At 49.6% G+C, this 18,070-nt stretch carries 17 protein-coding genes, 1 tRNA gene and 3 pseudogenes; 17 read left to right on the plus strand and 4 right to left on the minus strand.

All coding sequences use genetic code 11. The annotated features are described in order from the left end of the window. Nucleotides 1–41 precede the first annotated feature (41 nt). A complete protein-coding gene (locus tag DWZ60_RS01680; protein WP_243038182.1) occupies nt 42–884 on the plus strand; it encodes a metallophosphoesterase in 843 nt (280 codons plus the stop codon). Between the two features lie 64 nt (nt 885–948). Here the strand turns inward: DWZ60_RS01680 and DWZ60_RS01685 are convergent, their stop codons facing one another. Further along, complete coding sequence (locus tag DWZ60_RS01685; RefSeq protein WP_022461561.1) at nt 949–1,140, minus strand: hypothetical protein; 192 nt, start codon at nt 1,138–1,140, stop codon at nt 949–951. Next, entirely contained in the window at nt 1,140–2,270 is a 1,131-nt protein-coding gene (locus DWZ60_RS01690; RefSeq protein ID WP_022461562.1) for a glycoside hydrolase family 27 protein, read from the minus strand. The genes DWZ60_RS01685 and DWZ60_RS01690 overlap by 1 nt, the downstream gene beginning before the upstream one ends. 130 nt (nt 2,271–2,400) lie before the next feature. Between DWZ60_RS01690 and DWZ60_RS01695 the strand changes: the two genes are divergently transcribed. Further along, the gene (locus tag DWZ60_RS01695) at nt 2,401–3,204 is read left to right on the plus strand and encodes an AraC family transcriptional regulator (protein ID WP_119221168.1); all 804 of its coding nucleotides are present in this window, start codon (nt 2,401–2,403) and stop codon (nt 3,202–3,204) included. A 10-nt stretch (nt 3,205–3,214) separates the two neighbouring features. On the opposite strand, the pseudogene sigG reads toward DWZ60_RS01695, so the two are convergent. Next, a pseudogene (gene sigG / locus DWZ60_RS01700) lies at nt 3,215–3,999 on the minus strand (RNA polymerase sporulation sigma factor SigG). A gap of 220 nt (nt 4,000–4,219) precedes the next feature. On the opposite strand from sigG, the gene DWZ60_RS01705 reads away from it, so the two are divergent. From DWZ60_RS01705 to DWZ60_RS01720, 4 genes and pseudogenes are all read left to right on the plus strand, one after another. After that, nucleotides 4,220–4,735 (plus strand): transcription repressor NadR, encoded by a 516-nt coding sequence (locus DWZ60_RS01705; protein ID WP_055220692.1) that lies wholly within the window; start codon nt 4,220–4,222, stop codon nt 4,733–4,735. Between the two features lie 153 nt (nt 4,736–4,888). Next, nucleotides 4,889–4,962 (plus strand) — tRNA-Arg (locus DWZ60_RS01710). 200 nt (nt 4,963–5,162) lie between these two features. Beyond that, nucleotides 5,163–6,664 (plus strand): annotated as a pseudogene (locus tag DWZ60_RS20565) (alpha-N-arabinofuranosidase). 61 nt (nt 6,665–6,725) lie between these two features. Then, nucleotides 6,726–6,980, plus strand: coding sequence for a DUF6171 family protein (locus tag DWZ60_RS01720; protein WP_119221196.1), 255 nt, complete (start codon nt 6,726–6,728; stop codon nt 6,978–6,980). A gap of 165 nt (nt 6,981–7,145) precedes the next feature. Here the strand turns inward: DWZ60_RS01720 and DWZ60_RS01725 are convergent, their stop codons facing one another. Next, complete coding sequence (locus DWZ60_RS01725; RefSeq protein ID WP_330422049.1) at nt 7,146–8,414, minus strand: MATE family efflux transporter; 1,269 nt, start codon at nt 8,412–8,414, stop codon at nt 7,146–7,148. Nucleotides 8,415–8,598: 184 nt separating this feature from the next. Between DWZ60_RS01725 and DWZ60_RS01730 the strand changes: the two genes are divergently transcribed. The 11 genes and pseudogenes from DWZ60_RS01730 to selD all read left to right on the plus strand — a co-directional run bounded on the left by DWZ60_RS01730 (nt 8,599) and on the right by selD (nt 18,060). Then, complete coding sequence (locus tag DWZ60_RS01730; RefSeq protein ID WP_117804732.1) at nt 8,599–9,438, plus strand: MerR family transcriptional regulator; 840 nt, start codon at nt 8,599–8,601, stop codon at nt 9,436–9,438. 148 nt (nt 9,439–9,586) lie between these two features. After that, the gene (gene rfbB, locus DWZ60_RS01735; RefSeq protein ID WP_022461570.1) at nt 9,587–10,609 is read left to right on the plus strand and encodes a dTDP-glucose 4,6-dehydratase; all 1,023 of its coding nucleotides are present in this window, start codon (nt 9,587–9,589) and stop codon (nt 10,607–10,609) included. 59 nt (nt 10,610–10,668) lie between these two features. Further along, nucleotides 10,669–11,850 (plus strand): MerR family transcriptional regulator, encoded by a 1,182-nt coding sequence (locus DWZ60_RS01740; protein ID WP_119221169.1) that lies wholly within the window; start codon nt 10,669–10,671, stop codon nt 11,848–11,850. 189 nt (nt 11,851–12,039) lie between these two features. Beyond that, a complete protein-coding gene (locus DWZ60_RS01745) occupies nt 12,040–12,768 on the plus strand; it encodes a CpsB/CapC family capsule biosynthesis tyrosine phosphatase (RefSeq protein WP_055227942.1) in 729 nt (242 codons plus the stop codon). A 19-nt stretch (nt 12,769–12,787) separates the two neighbouring features. Beyond that, nucleotides 12,788–13,531: a YveK family protein gene (locus DWZ60_RS01750; protein WP_119221197.1), complete on the plus strand. Its 744-nt coding sequence runs from the start codon at nt 12,788–12,790 to the stop codon at nt 13,529–13,531. Nucleotides 13,532–13,546: 15 nt separating this feature from the next. Next, nucleotides 13,547–14,248, plus strand: a complete 702-nt coding sequence (locus tag DWZ60_RS01755) for a polysaccharide biosynthesis tyrosine autokinase (protein WP_055227943.1) — start codon at nt 13,547–13,549, stop codon at nt 14,246–14,248. 5 nt (nt 14,249–14,253) lie between these two features. After that, nucleotides 14,254–14,988 (plus strand): immunoglobulin-like domain-containing protein, encoded by a 735-nt coding sequence (locus tag DWZ60_RS01760; protein WP_117760639.1) that lies wholly within the window; start codon nt 14,254–14,256, stop codon nt 14,986–14,988. A gap of 138 nt (nt 14,989–15,126) precedes the next feature. Next, nucleotides 15,127–15,963, plus strand: coding sequence for a selenium cofactor biosynthesis protein YqeC (gene yqeC / locus DWZ60_RS01765; protein WP_119221170.1), 837 nt, complete (start codon nt 15,127–15,129; stop codon nt 15,961–15,963). Nucleotides 15,964–15,988: 25 nt separating this feature from the next. Then, nucleotides 15,989–16,477 carry a cyclic pyranopterin monophosphate synthase MoaC gene (gene moaC / locus DWZ60_RS01770; RefSeq protein ID WP_022462471.1) on the plus strand — a complete coding sequence of 163 codons (489 nt, stop codon included), beginning with the start codon at nt 15,989–15,991 and terminating at the stop codon, nt 16,475–16,477. 3 nt (nt 16,478–16,480) lie between these two features. After that, nucleotides 16,481–16,996, plus strand: coding sequence for a MogA/MoaB family molybdenum cofactor biosynthesis protein (locus tag DWZ60_RS01775; RefSeq protein ID WP_022462470.1), 516 nt, complete (start codon nt 16,481–16,483; stop codon nt 16,994–16,996). A 21-nt stretch (nt 16,997–17,017) separates the two neighbouring features. After that, nucleotides 17,018–18,060, plus strand: a pseudogene (gene selD / locus DWZ60_RS01780) (selenide, water dikinase SelD). Nucleotides 18,061–18,070 lie beyond the last annotated feature (10 nt).

Raw genomic sequence — 18,070 nt, forward strand, 5'->3', positions numbered from 1 at the left:
ACGGGTACAAGCTGCGCAGGGTAGTGGGCATATTGGTTGTTATGCCTCTGTTCATAACAGGAAAAAGTGTTATAAAATCGAAATATAATCTAAACAGCATAACATATATACTGCAATCGAAGAAAATTTCGGAAGAAATTTGTCTGATACAAATAACAGATCTCCATAACAGCATCTTTGGTTCAGATAATAAATATCTGATTTCTAAAGCAGCAATGAAGTCACCAGATTTGATTATGATCACCGGTGATCTTCTAAATGCAAATGAGCCAGATAATAATATTGCGGTAACGCTGCTGGCAGAATTATCTGCAATCGCCCCAACATACGTCTCCCTCGGCAACCATGAACTGGAATACGAGCAGAACTACGGTACAGACATTATCGCTCTCTACGAATCTGCCGGCGCCACCGTCCTGAACTATGAATATAAAGACATCACCATCAACAGCCAGCCCCTCCGTATCGGCGGCATTTACGGTTACTGTCTCCCGGATAAATATCTGGAAACTGGCGAAGCGGATCCAGGAGAGTGTAAGTTCTTGTGGGATTTTGAGAACACCGACCGTTACAAAATCCTGCTCAGCCATCTTCCTATTGCATGGCTGAAAAATGACGGGCTGGAGGAGTGGGACATTGACTGCGTATTTTCCGGCCATCTTCACGGCGGCCAGGTCATTCTGCCTGGCATTGGCGGTGTTTATGCGCCGGACATGGGATGGTTTCCGGGACAGCTGAAGGGGATTTTTGACTCGGAGGATGGAAAACGGCATCTGGTGCTGTCGTCCGGACTTGGAAATACGGAATTGGTTCCGCGGTTCAATAACATTCCCGAGATTGTCTGCGTGGAGCTGATTCCGGATGGAAACCTTCATAAAACATAAAAATAACACAGAGCCGGATTCCTGATGCATGGAAATCTGACTCTGTGCGTTACATGCAGCGGCCTTATACAAACAGGGTACATCCCTGTCGCTTGAACTGTTCGATCTTTTCGTCAATGAGCTCCGGCGTTACACCGAGATGCTCGGCAAGACACTGCTTGCAGAAAAACTGTTCTGCGCCGCGGTTGATAAATTTACGGTGGGCGCCGATCTCGTTATGTGTGAGTTCTTTGCCGCACTGCATACAGCGTGCCATCAGAGTTTTACGACCTTTGCACGGTATACTTTTGATGCAAATGGCTCGAGCTCTGTGACAAGGGATGCATTGTTTGCACACAGGTTCTCGCAGGTCCAGACCTCAGTAAGTTCCAGAGTACGGCCAGTGGAGAACGGAAGGCCGATCTCATCCAGATTCATGGCTGCACGTGATTTTTCATCACTGAGATTGAACATACCGATGGCGAGATCTCCGTCTGCGAGTGCCTTCACATAGATCAGAACCTTGTCATTCCATGCATGGTTTTTCACTTTATACGGCTGACGGCAGAGCGGATCCTGGTTGATGCGGATCATTTCGTCATTCATGAGAATGCGGCGGGTTTCGTCGCTCATCTCGCGGATGTCGCAGCCGATCATCAGCGGGGAGCCAAGGAATGCCCACAGTGCATAGTGTGTCTGATACTGGACATCGCTGCAGCCGGCCAGTCCAACATTTCCTTTTCCATGCATGCCGACGATCAGCATGTCCATATCGTTGAAGCAGCCGACGCCGTTGTACGGATGCAGTTTTTCCTGCTGTGCCACGAGATCTTTGACAGAATCCCAGGTATCAAAGATGTCGCCGGTGGAACGCCACATGGAAGCGCCGGTTTCTTTGATCCACTCATGCGTTTCATCGGCACCCCAGGAGCAGGCAGAGAAGAGAATGTCGCGGCCGCAGTTCTCGAGTGCCAGTCCCATGCGGCGGTACAGATATTTTCCGTGCAGGATCGGGCTGTGGTAGCAGTAGTCGTATTTTAAGAAATCAACATCCCAGGATGCGAAAGTTTCCGCATCGACAAATTCGTGCTCATAGCTGCCAGGGTAGCCGGCACACGTCATGTTTCCGGCGCAGGAATACATACCGAATTTCAGCCCTTTGGAATGAACGTAATCGGCAACGGCTTTCATACCATGCGGAAATTTTTCCGGATCCGGCACAAGACGGCCATTTTCATCGCGTTCACGTAAGGACCAGCAGTCGTCGATGACAAGATATTCGTATCCTTTATCGCGCAGGCCGCTCTCGGCCATGACATCAGCAGTTTCAAAAATCATTTTTTCATTGATATTTTCTCCGAAGGTGTTCCAGGAATTCCAGCCCATCGGCGGTGTAAGTTTGATCATAGTATTGACCTCCCGTAAGTTTTGATGTACTTTGAGTATAGATGGATTTCCAGAGCAAAACCATGGAATTTTAAGACAAAAGCATGGATTTTTGCTTCATAAAGAATAAAATACGGGAAAAGGAAAGAATATGCTTGTATCAGAAATGAACGGGATCCGGCCTGTCGATGCCGGGTGGCAGGACTGCCATGATCTGCATTCCTGGGGGCCGGGTGTACGGCAGTGCTATATTATACATTATATTATAAGCGGAAAGGGAACGTTTACCTGCGGGAAAAAGACGTACACACTTACCGCCGGACAGAGCTTTTTAATCTGTCCAGAGCAGGTGGTGCAGTACGCGCCGGATGAGAACGAGCCGTGGGAATATGTGTGGGTTGATTTTGTCGGGGAACAATGCCGGCAGATTCTGGCACGGTCGGTACTGAACCCACAGCAGCCGGCGGCGCCGCCTCTCCGTCAGGAAAGGCTTCTGCCGTATTTTGAGCGTCTCTGCCAGATGGAACTCTATCGCCGGAACAGCCAGGAGGCCGTCGGTGTGCTGCTTGCGCTTCTGGGCGTGTACCAGGATCTGGCGGAGCCGCAGCGGGAGGAGAGAAAGAAGGAAGATCCGCGGATCATGGAAGCGATGGTTCTGATTGCCGCAGGGTATCACAGGAGTGAGTTCTGCGCGGAGACAATTGCGCGGAAAATGGCGGTCAGCCGCACAACGCTGAACCGTCTGTTTCAGAAGAAAATCGGCTGGTCACCAGGACAGTATCTGCTGGAATATCGGCTGCAGCAGTCAGAAAAGCTGCTGCAAATGGGGATGACGGTCAAACAGACGGCGCTGTCGTGCGGATTTGAAGATCCTTTTTACTATTCCCGTGTGTTCCGGAAACACTATGGAATGCCGCCGTCGGATTACCGGCTGGAGTTTGCAGAAATTCAGTGAACGGCGGGCGTTACCGCTCGTCGGAGAGATAATTCCGCATAGAGCGCAGGGCGGACTTTTCCAGCCGGCTGACCTGCGCCTGCGAGATGCCGATTTCCCGGGCAACCTCCATCTGGGTCTGCCCTCATAGAAACGCATGCGGATGATCTGGCGTTCGCGCTCATTGAGACGGGCGACCGCGTCCTGCAGGGCGAGGTTCTGCACCCAGTTTTCTTCTTTATTTTTCTTATCACTTAACTGATCCATGACATACAGGGTATCGCCGCCTTCCGTGTAGACGGGCTCATACAGACTCATCGGGCTTTGGATTGCATCGAGGGCATAGACGATATCCTCTTTTCCAATGCCGATTTCAGCGGCGATTTCCTCGATCGAAGGCTCTTTCTGGTTCTGCTTGAGATAAAGTTCGCGGGCGCAGATGGCGCGGTAGGCAGTATCCCTGAGGGAACGGCTGACGCGGATCGCATTGTTGTCACGCAGATACCGCCGGATTTCACCGATGATCATCGGCACGGCATAGGTGGAGAAACGTACGTTTAAGGTCGTGTCGAAGTTATCAATCGCCTTAATCAGGCCGATACAGCCGATCTGAAAGAGATCGTCGGCGTTTTCACTGCTGTTGGAGAAGCGCTTGATCACGCTTAAGACAAGGCGCAGATTGCCCTGAATGTAGCGTTCGCGGGCAGCAGCATCTCCTTCGCGGGCCTTTTTCAGCAGAGTCTCCTTTTCTTCGGCATTCAGTACGGGAAGGCGTGATGTATTGACTCCGCACAGTTCAACTTTATTGATCGCCATGGTATGCATCCTCCTGAAACATGGAACGTATGGTTACCGTTCGTTACTGTTATACGTTCATGATTGGCAGTTGGCGGGACGAATATACGAGAGCCCGGAAAATTTCATAAAGTTTTAGTCCTTGACAAAGCTTTTGGAAAATGATTTCCTGCTATTGTAGAAACGGCGGAAAGTGTGATAAGATAAGGGAAGTGTACGAAATGCGAGGTCTTGTTTTATGATGAGTGGAAAGGAACGAAGAGAAGAGATTCTTCAAAGAATAACAAACAGTAAGACGCCGGTCTCCGGTGCAGCGCTGGCGAAGAGCTGTGAAGTCAGCCGTCAGGTGATTGTCCAGGACATTGCCCTGATCCGCGCAGCCGGATACGATGTGATTGCGACAAACCGCGGCTACATCTGCAGCAGCCCGGTGAGAGAGACGCGGGTCTTTGAGGTGAATCACACGGATGAGCAGATGCAGGACGAGCTGAATACAATCGTGGATTTCGGCGGCGTTGTGCTGGATGTGATTGTGCGTCACGAGGTTTACGGAGAACTGCGGGCGGAACTTAATATCAGTTCACGAAATAAGGTGGCACTGTTTATGGAAGAAATCCGGCAGGGAAAATCACGGCCGCTGAAGAATATCACATCAGGGGAACATTTTCATACCGTATCGGCAGACTCGGCGCAGACCCTGGATCTGATTGAAGAGGAACTGCGAAAGAAAGACTACCTGGTGCGGACTGTGAAATAGGGGAAAAAGCCCTTATTTTCACAAAAAACTGTTATTCGAAAAAATTTTAAATTTTTTTCAAAAAGGTGTTGACTTTTCTCTTAGGATAGTGTAATATACATGATGTCAGCGGGAACGAGTGATAAACAAAGAGTTCTAAAGCGACAAAGAAATGTGCGTTTAGCTCAGCTGGATAGAGCGTTTGGCTACGGACCAAAAGGTCGGGGGTTCGAATCCTCTAACGCACGGACGGTAACCGTCCTGGTGAAAACCAGGGCGGTTTTTTCGTATGCAGAATGAAAAATAAAACAAGCGGCCTTTTGGTCAGCAGCCAGACGGCCGCACTTTTTGAAAAAATCATGGGGAAACAACTTGTACGCTCATTGACACAAGTGAGATACATCTCCTATAATAAAGCCAAATTTAAGATCTCGAAAGGGGACAAGTTATGGCTAAGTTAGTAATTGATGCGAACAGAAAGCTTTCAAAAATCAATAAGGAAATCCAGGGACAGTTTTCGGAGCATCTGGGAAGATGTATTTATGAAGGACTCTATGTAGGAGAAAATTCCGATATTCCGAACGTGAACGGAATGCGTACCGATGTTGTTGAAGCACTGAAAAATATCAAAGTTCCGGTACTGCGCTGGCCGGGCGGATGTTTTGCAGATGAATATCACTGGAAAGACGGTATCGGACCGAAAGAAAGCCGCAAAAAAATGATCAACACCAACTGGGGCGGTGTTGTCGAGGACAACAGCTTTGGTACCCACGAATTTTTTGAGCTCTGCCATCAGATCGGATGTGAAACCTATATCAACGGAAATATGGGAAGCGGTACTGTGCAGGAGATGTCGGAGTGGGTTGAATATATGACATTTGACGGGGTATCTCCGATGGCAGACCTCGTGCGGAAAATGGCCACGAAAAGCCGTGGACCGTCGATTTCTTCGGCATCGGCAATGAGAACTGGGGCTGCGGCGGAAATATGAATCCGGAATTCTACGGAAATATGTACCGCAGATATCAGACCTTTGTGCGTGATTACGATGGAAACAAAAAGATCCGGAAGATTGCCTGCGGCGCCAATTCGGATGATTATGAGTGGACGCAGGAAGTGATGAAAGCATGCTTCCGCAGAATCTCCCCACAGCAGCATGGCATGATGGATGGCCTGTCGCTTCATTACTATACGGTGCCGGAAACCTGGGATCACAAGGGAAGTGCAACGGAGTTTGCGGAAAAAGACTGGTATAAGACCATGAAAAAGACGATGTACATGGAAGAGCTGATCCGCCGCCACAGCGCCATTATGGATCAGTATGACCCGGACAAAAAGGTCGGTATGATCGTGGATGAGTGGGGTACCTGGTATGATGTAGAGCCTGGAACAAATCCGGGATTTCTGTATCAGCAGAATACCATGCGTGACGCACTGGTCGCAGGTATCAACCTGAATCTTTTCAACAAACACAGCGACCGCGTCAAGATGGCAAATATCGCACAGATGGTCAATGTTCTGCAGTCGATGATCCTGACCGAGGGGGAAAAGATGGTCAAAACTCCGACGTATCATGTTTTCGATCTGTATCAGGTACATCAGGAAAATGATCTTCTGGCAAGCTCTCTGGAAACGGAGCAGGTTGGTCTGGAAGATGAATACATGGTTCCGAATCTGACGGAATCTGTTTCGGTAGATGCCAACGGTGTACTTCATATTACGATGACGAATGTGGATCTGGAGAAAGCATATCCGGTAGAGGCGGTACTTCTTGGAAAAGAAGCCGGCGAGATCAAAGCCGAGATCGTAACCGGCCATATGCAGGATAAAAACACCTTTGAAGCGCCGGAGACGGTTGGCGTTCAGGGCTTTGACGGTGTGCAGGCAACAAAAGAGGGAATTTCCTTTACCATTCCGGCGTGCAGTGTGCTTCATATCGCCGTAAAATAGGGAAACCATAAAAACCAGAAGATATCTGGGATGAAAAAAGATTCGGTTCCGGAGGAGTTTGATGGACGGAAATACCAGGATCTGTAAAAAATGCCTGCTTCGTGAGATGGACGAGGCAGGCTTTTTTCAGAATATGTATGATTATATTGCAAGAATTCCGGCGGACGATAAAACGTCGGAGGAGGAATACGAGCGGCGGCTTTCCATCTGTAAGGAGTGTGAAAAGCTGCTGTCCGGCATGTGCCGCATGTGCGGCTGCTACGTGGAGATGCGGGCAGCGATTGCACTGCGGGACTGCCCGGGGAAAAAGTGGTAGTAAAAGAGAAACCCCGCACAGCGGATCCTGTGAAAACAACGGATCCCTGTGCGGGGTTTTGAGAATCAGCGAAGTCGGTAAGATCAGTTGGGACTCGTTTGCGTCTCCGGTGCGACTTTCGGATCCTTGAAATAGCGGGACAGCTCGGCACGGAGATGAACAGCGTCAGAAACTCAGCGACCGGAATTGACAGCCACACACCGTTGGTGCCAAGCACGAGCGGCAGAAGCAGCGCGGAGAGAACGATAAAGACGAGGTTCGCAAAAAGGAAATCAAAGCAGAGGTCTTTCCGTCTGACAGTGCCGTAAAAATGCCGGAGGCGACGATATTCGTACCGCAGAACAGATAGGCGATGGAGAACAGGTAACCACCGTGGCGGGTCAGTTCAAAGCCATAGGTGCCTTTCTGCATGAAAACAGCGGAAATAACAGGAGAACCGAAGGCAGCCACAAGTGCAATGATCACAGAGCTTACCACAACGAAACGGATACTGATGCGGTAAAGCCGGATCAGCCGCTGTTTGTTCCGGCTGCCGTAGTTGAAGCTGAACACAGGTGCAACGCCGATACTGTAGCCGAGGTACAGCGCAACAAAGAGAAACTGTCCGTACAGAATCGCCGTGATGGCGGCAACACCGATTTCGCCCTCAAATTTCAGCATCAGCATGTTGAAAAGGTAAGTGACAACGGCTGCGGAAAGATTGCTGACCATCTCGGAGGAACCGTTGAAGCAGCTTGTGGAGAGCAGGCCTTTGGAAAATTCCGGCCGGGTGAAACGAAGGCCTTTACGGGCAAAGGTAAAGTATAAAATGCCGGCAACGACCGGGATACACTGGCCAAGGCCGGTGGCAAGGGCCGCTCCCGCAACACCGAGATGGAGCGGAACGACAAACAGATAGTCCAGAATCATGTTGGTAATGCCGGCGGACACCGTAAGGGAAAGTCCGAGTCCCGGGCGTCCTGCCGTTACAAAGAAGGACTGGAACAGCGCCTGGAGAAGACAGACAGGGGCAAAGGAAAGGATCGTCCGCAGATAGGCGATACCGTAATCCATCAGCACCGGCGTTGCACCGAGCAGACTGCAGATCTGACGGCAAAACAGGTTGCCGAGCACTGCGCCCAGAATACCGATGATCAGTGTGGTAAGGGTAAGGGCCGAAAAGTTACGGTTGGCTTCCTCCTGTTTTCCCTGTCCGATCTTTGCGGCGACAACGGCGCTGCCTCCGGTACCGAACATGATGCCGACGGCAAGAAGAATGCTGACGGCAGGATAGACGATATTGGCGGCGGAAAGCGCCATGCTGTCCACGTACTGTGCGATGAAAAAGCCATCCACAATACTGTAGAGAGACATAAAGATCATCATGATGATCGATGGAAACGCAAACTTCAGCAGAGAGCGGAAGTTGAAATCCTTGGCGAGTGACTGGCTCATAATCAAAAACCTCCTTTTTATGTGTGAAAAGCCTTTTTCAGACACGCTTTAGATGGGAAAGATTTCTTGTGAAAATTTGAATCGTTTGCTATTATAAAGGATAGGGTAACCCTATAGTCAAGTGCAAAAAAGGTGAAAAACAGGAAAAATTCCGAGAGCACATATTCAGGAAAAGGAGTCAGAAATGGGAAAACAGGAGTATTTAAGCGCGGGGCGATTTGCAGCGCTGGTAGGCACGACAAAGGAAACGCTCTTCCATTATGATGAGATTGGGCTGTTCGTACCAAAAAGAAGAGGGACAAACGGCTACCGGTATTATGCGATGGATCAGATGGAAACGTTTGATGTGATCGGAATGCTGCGGGAGCTGGGCATGCCGCTGGCAGAGATTCGAAATTATCTGGAACAGCGAAGTCCTGAAAAATTCGGAGTACTGCTGGAACAGGAGGAGAAGGTGGTGCGCGAAAAAATGCAGCGGCTCCGCGAGATGCAGCGCTGGATTGGGGAAAAGAAGCGGTTTCTGGCACAGGCATCGGCGGAATGCCGTGAGGCGTTTGAAAAAGATCCCTTCTGTCCTGTGGGGATCCATACCCTTCCATTGCAGTATCTTGTCACAAACCACAGCGAGTCAGCGGATAATCTGGCAGTCAATCAGAAAATCGGAGAGCTCTATGCTTACTGCGGGCAATACGGAAATCGAAGTTCGTATAATGTGGGGTTTGTTCAGAAACGGGAAACACTGGAAACGGGGAATTTTCTGGATTACCGTGATTTCTATCTGATTTTTGATCGTGTGCCGGCGAAAGTGCGATACACGGTTCGGCCGGAGGGAGAGTATCTTTGCTATTATTATAAAGGACCATGGCAGGGAATTGAAGCGGCGTACCGGAAGCTGTTCCGATATGCCACGGAACAGAAACTTTTGCTGGATGACCGCTTTTATGAGGAATATATGGTGGACGCGCTGACCAGTCAGGAAATGGAACAGTATATTACGAGAATCGCCGTAAAAATTTTAAGATAGACAGGTAGGAGGGGAAAAAACAAGATTTTCACAAACTTTTTTCATTCTCCTCTTGACCATGACGCAACGTCACCCATTATAGTGAGGGTACAACAAGTTGAATTGACATAAAACTGAGACGATAAACACACCAAAAAGGAGAAAAAGCATGAAAGTATTAGTAACAGGCGGAGCCGGATTTATCGGCGGAAACTTCGTACATCACATGGTAAACAAATACCCGGACTATCAGATCGTAAACCTGGACCTGCTGACCTACGCAGGAAACCTGGAGACTCTGAAACCGGTTGAGGACAAACCGAACTACAAATTTGTAAAAGGTGATATCGCAGACGAAGCTTTCATCATGGATCTGTTTGAAAAAGAGAAATTTGACGTTGTTGTCAATTTCGCAGCAGAGAGCCATGTAGACCGTTCCATCGAGGATCCGGGCATCTTTGTTCAGACCAACGTAATGGGAACCCGTGTACTGCTGGATGCTTCCAGAAAATTCGGCGTAAAGAGATATCATCAGGTATCTACCGATGAGGTTTACGGAGACCTTCCGCTGGATCGCCCGGACCTGTTCTTTACAGAGAATACCCCGATCCACACCTCCAGCCCGTACTCTGCATCCAAAGCAAGCGCAGACCTGTTTGTACTGGCTTACCACAGAACCTTCGGTACCCCGGTTACCGTTTCCAGATGCTCTAACAACTACGGCCCGTATCACTTCCCGGAGAAGCTGATTCCGCTTATGATCAGCCGCGCACTGGCAGACGAAGAGCTTCCGGTATACGGAAACGGTGAGAATGTCAGAGACTGGCTGCACGTATCCGACCATTGCGAAGCAATCGACCTGATTATCCATAAAGGTAAAGTAGGCGAGGTTTACAACATTGGCGGACACAACGAGAGAACAAACCTTCAGGTAGTACAGACCATCCTGAAAGCTCTGGACAAACCGGAATCTCTGATCAAATACGTAAAAGACCGCCCGGGCCATGACAGAAGATATGCAATCGACCCGACCAAGATCGAGACTGAGCTTGGATGGAAACCAAAATACAATTTCGATACCGGAATTGCACAGACAATCCAGTGGTATCTGGACAATGAAGACTGGTGGAAACACATCATCAGCGGTGAGTATCAGAACTACTTCGCTGAGATGTACAAAGACCGTCTGTAAGAGAGAAAAGTGAAATGCAAAGGCCGCAAAAAAGCGGCTTTTGCGAAGGAGTGGTGGATATGGATCAATATTATACCACTGGTGAATTTGCCCGGATGGCCCATGTGACCATTCGGACAATTCGCTATTACGACAAAAAAGGGCTGCTGAAGCCGAGCTTTATTAACGAATCCGGTTATCGGATGTATTCGGATGAGGATTTTCTGAAGCTGCAGAAAATTTTATCGCTGAAATATCTCGGATTTTCCCTGAATGAGATCGGAAATATGACGATTCACGATACGAGTGCGGATATTCTGAAATCATTGAAAATGCAGATCGGACTTGTGCACAAGAAGATGGAAAATCTGGAGCAGATGGAAAAGGCGCTGCAGAATACGACACAGATTCTGGAGGAGACGAACCAGATCGACTGGACCGGCATTTTGAACCTGATTCATCTGACCGATATGGAAAAGACGCTGGTGGAGCAGTACAAAAACGGAGAAAACCTGAATATCCGTATTTCGCTGCACGAGCAGTATTCCCAAAATAAAAAGGGATGGTTCCCGTGGCTTCTGGAACAGATGGATTTTGACGGTGCACGCCGGATTCTGGAGATCGGCTGCGGAAACGGGCAGCTCTGGAAAAAAGCGGAGCCATCCGTGCTGAAAGGAAAGTATATCTGTCTGTCTGACCTGTCGGACGGCATGATCCGGGATGCGGCGGAAAATCTGGGAGAAAAAAAGGCATCCTGTTTTGATTTCCGGACACTGGACTGCCAGAAGCTTCCGTTTCCGGATGCGGAATACGACCGGATTATTGCAAATCATGTTTTGTTCTATGTCCAGAATCTGTCCCGCGGTCTGCAGGAAATCAGCCGTGTGCTTTCAGATGACGGCGTGTTCTACTGCAGTACGTATGGAAAAGGCCATATGAAAGAGATTACCGATCTGGTACAGGAGTTTGATCCGCAGATCAATCTTTCGGAGGTGGCGCTGTATACTATTTTTGGTCTGGATCACGGAGAAAAGCAGTTAAAGCCTTATTTTGGCAGCGTAGAGAAAAGAATCTACGAGGACAGTCTCTGGGTCGACCGGCCGGAGCCGCTTCTGGACTATATCCTTTCCTGCCATGGAAATCAGAATGAGTATCTGTATCCGAGACAGCGGGAATTCAAAGAATTTCTGGAAAAGAAAATTCAGAAACACGGCGGAATTGCGATCACAAAAGAGGCAGGGGTTTTCATCTGCAGAAAATAACGGGAGAGGCCGACATGAAAATGGAGGTCTCTTTTTTATACCTCATTTTAGGCAAGTTTGACAAAAATGTTAAAAAATAAATACAGAGTATGTTTTTTGTATTGCCAGAGATCACAAAAGGATGTATACTAAAGTAGAATGTCTAAGTATGCGTGACTTGAAGAAAGAACACAAAAAGAGGGATAAGGTATGAAGGAATTATTTGATGTACACTGCCATATGGTCCCGGGGGTAGACGACGGTGCAGCTGACCTGGAAGAGTCGCTGGCGATGCTGAAAATGCAGCACGAGGACGGGGTCAGGAAGATTATCATCACACCGCATTATCGGCGGCGGATGTTTGAAACACCGGCAAAAAAGGTACATGAGCAGTTTCTGAAACTGCAGGAAGCGGCAAAAAAGGAATATCCGGATATGTCGCTTTATCTCGGGTGTGAACTTCACTCGAACATGGATCTTCAGGATATCCTGGAAAAACGGAAATATGTGACCATGGCCGGTTCATCCTATGTTCTGTTGGAATTTTCCGAGGGAGATTCCGCACAGCATATCCGTGAGAGAGTCTACAATGTACTGTCCTGCGGTTACGAACCGATTATCGCGCATGTGGAGCGCTATCAGGCAACGGTAAAGAGCGTCGGATTTTCCAGCGATCTGGTGGATATGGGCGCAAGACTGCAGGTGAATGTGGAAAGTATACTTGGAAAGTATACGTGGGGGGCAAAACGCTACTGCAGAAAACTGATGAAGGAAGATCTGCTCGGTTTTGTCGGCAGCGATTCCCACAACACAAAAACACGTATTCCCAACATAGGAGCAGGCGCTGCCTATGTTTCAAAAAAAATGGGAGAGGCATATGCCGAAAGGATTTTCCACGATAATCCGATGGAAATCTTGAGGGATGCCGGAGAAATCTAAAAAAAGTCAGGAGAAGAAGATGGAAACGAATCAACAGAATCAGGATGAAATTGAAATCGATTTACTGGAACTGCTTCGTGTGCTCTGGAGCAAAATTGGCTATGTGATTTTAGCTGCATTGGCACTTGGCCTTCTGATGGTACTGGTCAGCAAAGTATTTATGAAGCCGCAGTATGAATCGACGACAAAAATGTATGTACTGTCAAAACAGGACAGCAGCAGTACTGTAACAAGTGGAGATCTGCAGGCAAGTTCTCTTTTAACCAAAGACTATGCGGAGCTGATTCAGAGCCGTCAGGTTGTTGAAACCGTTATTGCACAGTTAAATCTGGATCTTACCTATGAGGAGTTTTTGAACAAAATTACTGTTACTACACAGAACGATACGCGTATCCTTTCGATTACAGTAAAAGACGAAGATCCGTATGTAGCAAGCCAGATGGCGGATGCAATCCGTGTAGCAGCAGCAGATCATATTCAGAACGTTATGAACACAGAAGCTGTAAATGTGGTAGATGAGGCGAATATTCCAGATGAGCCGGTAAGCCCAAGTATTAAGAAAAACGGGCTGATCGGTGCAATAGCAGGGGCATTTATCGCGATTGTCATCATCATTATTGTTTATCTGACAAATGACACCATCCAGACCTCCGAAGATGTAGAACGTTATCTGGGTGTCAGTACACTCGGCATAATTCCTCTTGCAGAAGGACAGAAAAAGAGCAAGAAGAAAAACAAAAACGGCCGTGGAAGAAAGAAATAAGGGAGGATACGGAACGTGAATCAGGTAGTAGTAAAACAGGAAAAATCAGGCTATCAGATTGTGGAAGCCTACAAATCTCTTCGGACCAACCTTCAGTTCTGCGGAGAAGATAAGAAAGTAATCGCGGTTACAAGCTGTACACCAAATGAGGGAAAGAGCAGTGTTTCTATGCAGCTCGGCATTTCTCTTGCAGAGAGCGGAAAAAGAGTGATTTTGATCGATGCCGATCTTCGGAAATCGGTTCTTCTTGGAAGAACGAAAACACAGAAATCTGTTCGCGGACTGGCACACTTCCTGTCCGGTCAGGCAACTCTGGAGGATGTCATCTGTTCTACCAATGTAAAGAACTTTTACATGATTTATTCCGGCCCGTTTCCGCCGAATCCGGCAGAGCTTCTGGGGGGAAAGAACTTCCGAAGTCTTTTAAATGCACTTCGTAAAGTTTACGATTATGTGATTGTGGATACTCCTCCGCTTGGAAGTGTTATCGACAGTGCAATCGTTGCAGAAATCTGTGATGGTTCAATCATGGTCATTGAGTCCGGTGTGATCAGCTATCGTTTTGCACAGGAAGTAAAGAGCCAGCTCGAGAGAAGTAACTGCCCGCTGCTTGGCGTTGTCCTGAACAAGGTGGATATGCAGAAACAGGCGTATGGTAAATACGGAAAATACGGTCAGTACAAATATGGAGATTACGGCCAGGAGGAGGACGATTAACTGCCATGAAAAAAGGGATTGTTGCAGGTTTGATTGTCCTGTGCGTGGCGCTAGGAGCCGGTACAGCAGCTGTCGTAGTGACGGACGACCGAAAAGGCCCGGAAATCGAGCTTCCAGCTGATGGGGATGTAACGTATGAGGAAGGCAGTGATACAGCGCCTTTGCTGGAAGGCGTTACTGCAACGGATGAGAAAGACGGAGATGTGACAGATTCGCTGATGATTGAAAACATTTTCCCGAACGATGACCATACCAGTGCATCGGTTGTCTATGCGGCAAAGGACAGTCACAATAATGTATCAAAAGCAACACGCCGCGTGAATTATAAAGCTGCAGCGGAAGATACCCCGGCGGAAAATGAGGCTACGCAGGAAACGGATAACAGTGGGGCGGCAGATGAGTCTGCACCGGCAACAGAGGAGCCGCAGCAGAATGACACAGAGGGCACAAAAAATGAGACAGATGCGCAGATGGAAATCGAAGCACTGCCGGCGGAAAGCCCAAAACTGTACCTGAATACGTATGAAGTAACAGTGGAAGCCGGAAACGATCTGGACAAAACCAGCTATATCAAAGAGATGACCGATGATGCAGACAGCCAGGAGTCACTCTTTAACCAGATTGAGATCGACGGCGATGTGGATACTGCAGTGCCGGGAGATTACACGCTGACGTATCATGTGACGGACAGCGATGGAAACAGATCAAATGCAGCGGTGCTTACCGTACACGTTCAGTAAGAATAGAAGAACTGCTCTGATGGGGATGCCCGATCGGGGCAGTTCTTTTTTCAAGTTTTTACGGCGCGAGTAAAATTTGACAGCCCAAAATGAGTATGGTAGAGTGAGAAAGAAAGACGGCAGAAGGGGGCAGAGGAGATGCTTCGAATCTGGCAGAAAACAGAAAAACAGAAGCTGGAGCCGGTAGGAATGGGAACGGCGTTCCCCTTTTTAAAGGAAAAGAACTATGTAGTTTCTATCATCGGCGGCGGCGGAAAAACGACGCTGCTGTACGAGATGGCAGGCTTTTGCGTAAAAAACGATCAGAAGGTACTGGTGACAACTTCGACGCACATTTACCGTCCGCCGAAGGAATGGCATGACCAGAGTCTGGAAGCGGTCGAAAGAAAATTTCGCACAGGCCGCGCAGCGATTATCGGGAGTGCCTGCCGGGATACGGAAAAGCTTTCCATGCCGGAAACGGAACTATTTGAAGCGGCACGCAAAAAGGCCGATCTGACGCTGATCGAGGCGGACGGCGCGAGGCACCTGCCGTGCAAGGCACCGGCGGAACATGAACCGGCGCTGCTTTCCTCTTCAGATCTTGTGATTGGTGTGACAGGTCTTTCGGCACTGGGACAGCCGCTTGGCAAGGGCTGCTTTCGGGCAGAACGGGCGGCGGAACTGCTTGGCTGTACGATGGAACACCATATCACGGAAGAAGATCTGGCACGGCTGATCGCATCGGAACAGGGACAGCAGAAGGATTTGAAAGGCAGAACGTTTTATGCGGTACTGCACCAGTATGAGGAAAAAGAACACCGGGCGGCCGCAGAGAAACTTGTGGAGCTGCTGCGCAGGCAGGGGATCGAGCATGTTCTGGTTACGTGCGCGACAGGAAACGGAAGACAAAGCGGTGAGAACACGAATCCCTGGTATGGGAGAGCAGAGCTTCCCGTGCGTGAAGCGGAAGAAGAGTGGGAACCCGGAGAATAAAACGGAAATAGAACGGAGGAGACAGATGGCGGAATTTACCCATTTTAAGAAAGACGGAAGCGCCGTCATGGTCGATGTCCATGAGAAGCCGGACACGTACCGGGCAGCATCGGCGACGGGAACCATACAGGTAAGCCCGGAGGTATTTGCAGCCGTGCGGGACCATACGGCGAAAAAAGGCGATGTGCTCGGCGTTGCACGGCTGGCAGGCATCATGGGGGCGAAGAAGAATGCGGAGTTGATTCCGCTGTGCCACATTGTGCCGCTGACGAACTGCGAAGTGACATTTACCACGGACGAGAATACAAATTCTATTACGGCCGTGTGCACCACATCATGTGTCGGAAAGACCGGCGTGGAGATGGAGGCGCTGACTGGTGTTTCCACAGCGCTGCTCACGATCTACGATATGTGCAAGGCGATGGACCGCGGCATGGTGATTCGTGATATCCACATTCTGGAAAAGGACGGCGGAAAGAGCGGTCATTATATCTATCAGAAAGAGGAAAAATAAAGCATGGCAGAAAAGAAAGATTTCCCGGTTTTCCGGGTGGGAATTGTAACGTTAAGTGACAAAGGCTATCAGGGCGAGCGCGAGGATAAGAGCGGCCCAAAGATCAAAGAGCTGCTTCCGGCGGAGCAGTATGAGGTCGTTTCGATGCGCCTTCTGCCGGATGAGCGGGCGATGATCGAGGAGGAACTGATCCGGCTTGCCGATCTGGAGCAGTGCGATCTTGTCCTCACGACAGGCGGTACGGGATTTTCCATGCGGGATGTGACACCGGAGGCAACTCTGGCGGTATCCGGCCGTGTGGCACCCGGTATTGCGGAGGCGATCCGCGCGGGCAGCATGGCGATCACAAAACGGGCGATGCTGAGCCGGGCAGTGAGTGCAATCCGTCATCGGACGCTGATTATCAATCTGCCGGGAAGCCCGAAGGCGGTGGAAGAGAGTCTTGGATTTGTACTTGATACCCTGCCGCATGCGTTGGGACTTCTGCGCGGAACGGACGGAGAGTGCGGAAGAAGCTGAAAAAAGAGGGAACAGGTAACGATGGAAGAAGAAAAAATTATTTTCTGTAAGAGCGGCGGCTGTACGGCAAAGCTCGGGGCAGGCGTGCTCGAACATATTTTGGAGAAGCTGCCGAAAGGGGAAAAGGATCCGAATCTGCTGGTGGGCTATGACAGCAAAGACGATGCATCTGTCTACCGGCTGACGGACGACCTTGCGATGGTCCAGACGCTGGATTTCTTTCCGCCGGTGGTGGAGGATCCGTACACGTTTGGAAAAATTGCGGCGGCGAATGCCTTAAGCGACATCTATGCGATGGGCGGAGAGGTGCGGACAGCCTGAATATCGTCTGCTTTCCGGAACAGATGGATCTGAATGTCCTCGGAGAAATCATGCGCGGCGGCGCGGAAAAGGTGCAGGAGGCGGGCGGATCGCTCTCCGGCGGTCATTCGATTGCGGATGACAGTGTAAAATACGGCCTTTCTGTCACGGGAACCGTGCATCCGGACCGGATCTGGCAGAACAATACGGGCCGCGTGGGTGATCTGCTCATTCTGACGAAACCGCTCGGAACCGGCATTCTCTGTGCGGCGCACCGCGTCGGGGAGGAAAACCCGGGGGGATTTCAAAAGGCAGTGGAATCGATGATGACGCTGAATAAGTACGCCTCGGAGACGGCACGGAAGTATAACATTCATGCCTGTACCGATGTAACGGGCTTTAGTTTCCTAGGACATCTGCATGAGATGATGGAGTCGGGCGTGTCCTGCCATATCTGGGCGGATCAGATTCCGGTGTTCCAGGGGGCTGTGGAAGCGGCGGAGGAGTTTCTGATCACTGCGGCAGGCCAGCGGAACCGGAATCATCTGGAGCAGCATGTGACCTTTAAGGATATACCGTTCGGCATGCAGGAGGTGCTGTTTGACCCGCAGACATCGGGAGGGCTTCTGATGGCCGTGGATGCCGTGGATGCAGAAAAAGTGCAGAGAAAACTGCTGGAGCAGGGGATTCCGGCAGCAATCGTTGGAAAAATCACAGAGCCGGCAGGAACCGAAATTTATGTGACACAGAGCAGGAAATGGTAAGGCAGGGAGG

Origin of the sequence: Blautia sp. AF34-10, assembly GCF_003477865.1 — a bacterium.
In the GTDB taxonomy this organism is placed as follows: domain Bacteria; phylum Bacillota; class Clostridia; order Lachnospirales; family Lachnospiraceae; genus Fusicatenibacter; species Fusicatenibacter saccharivorans.

Excerpts from the sequence above, each read along its gene's own strand:
- DWZ60_RS01725 (WP_330422049.1), bottom strand. The coding sequence starts at position 8,414 with ATGAGCCAGTCACTCGCCAAGGATTTCAACTTCCGCTCTCTGCTGAAG.
- DWZ60_RS01745 (WP_055227942.1), top strand. The coding sequence starts at position 12,040 with ATGAAGGAATTATTTGATGTACACTGCCATATGGTCCCGGGGGTAGAC.
- DWZ60_RS01750 (WP_119221197.1), top strand. The coding sequence starts at position 12,788 with ATGGAAACGAATCAACAGAATCAGGATGAAATTGAAATCGATTTACTG.
- yqeC (WP_119221170.1), top strand. The coding sequence starts at position 15,127 with ATGCTTCGAATCTGGCAGAAAACAGAAAAACAGAAGCTGGAGCCGGTA.
- DWZ60_RS01680 (WP_243038182.1), top strand. The coding sequence starts at position 42 with ATGCCTCTGTTCATAACAGGAAAAAGTGTTATAAAATCGAAATATAAT.
- DWZ60_RS01685 (WP_022461561.1), bottom strand. The coding sequence starts at position 1,140 with ATGGCACGCTGTATGCAGTGCGGCAAAGAACTCACACATAACGAGATC.
- DWZ60_RS01720 (WP_119221196.1), top strand. The coding sequence starts at position 6,726 with ATGGACGGAAATACCAGGATCTGTAAAAAATGCCTGCTTCGTGAGATG.
- moaC (WP_022462471.1), top strand. The coding sequence starts at position 15,989 with ATGGCGGAATTTACCCATTTTAAGAAAGACGGAAGCGCCGTCATGGTC.
- DWZ60_RS01690 (WP_022461562.1), bottom strand. The coding sequence starts at position 2,270 with ATGATCAAACTTACACCGCCGATGGGCTGGAATTCCTGGAACACCTTC.
- DWZ60_RS01730 (WP_117804732.1), top strand. The coding sequence starts at position 8,599 with ATGGGAAAACAGGAGTATTTAAGCGCGGGGCGATTTGCAGCGCTGGTA.
- DWZ60_RS01695 (WP_119221168.1), top strand. The coding sequence starts at position 2,401 with ATGCTTGTATCAGAAATGAACGGGATCCGGCCTGTCGATGCCGGGTGG.
- DWZ60_RS01705 (WP_055220692.1), top strand. The coding sequence starts at position 4,220 with ATGAGTGGAAAGGAACGAAGAGAAGAGATTCTTCAAAGAATAACAAAC.
- DWZ60_RS01740 (WP_119221169.1), top strand. The coding sequence starts at position 10,669 with ATGGATCAATATTATACCACTGGTGAATTTGCCCGGATGGCCCATGTG.
- rfbB (WP_022461570.1), top strand. The coding sequence starts at position 9,587 with ATGAAAGTATTAGTAACAGGCGGAGCCGGATTTATCGGCGGAAACTTC.
- DWZ60_RS01760 (WP_117760639.1), top strand. The coding sequence starts at position 14,254 with ATGAAAAAAGGGATTGTTGCAGGTTTGATTGTCCTGTGCGTGGCGCTA.
- DWZ60_RS01775 (WP_022462470.1), top strand. The coding sequence starts at position 16,481 with ATGGCAGAAAAGAAAGATTTCCCGGTTTTCCGGGTGGGAATTGTAACG.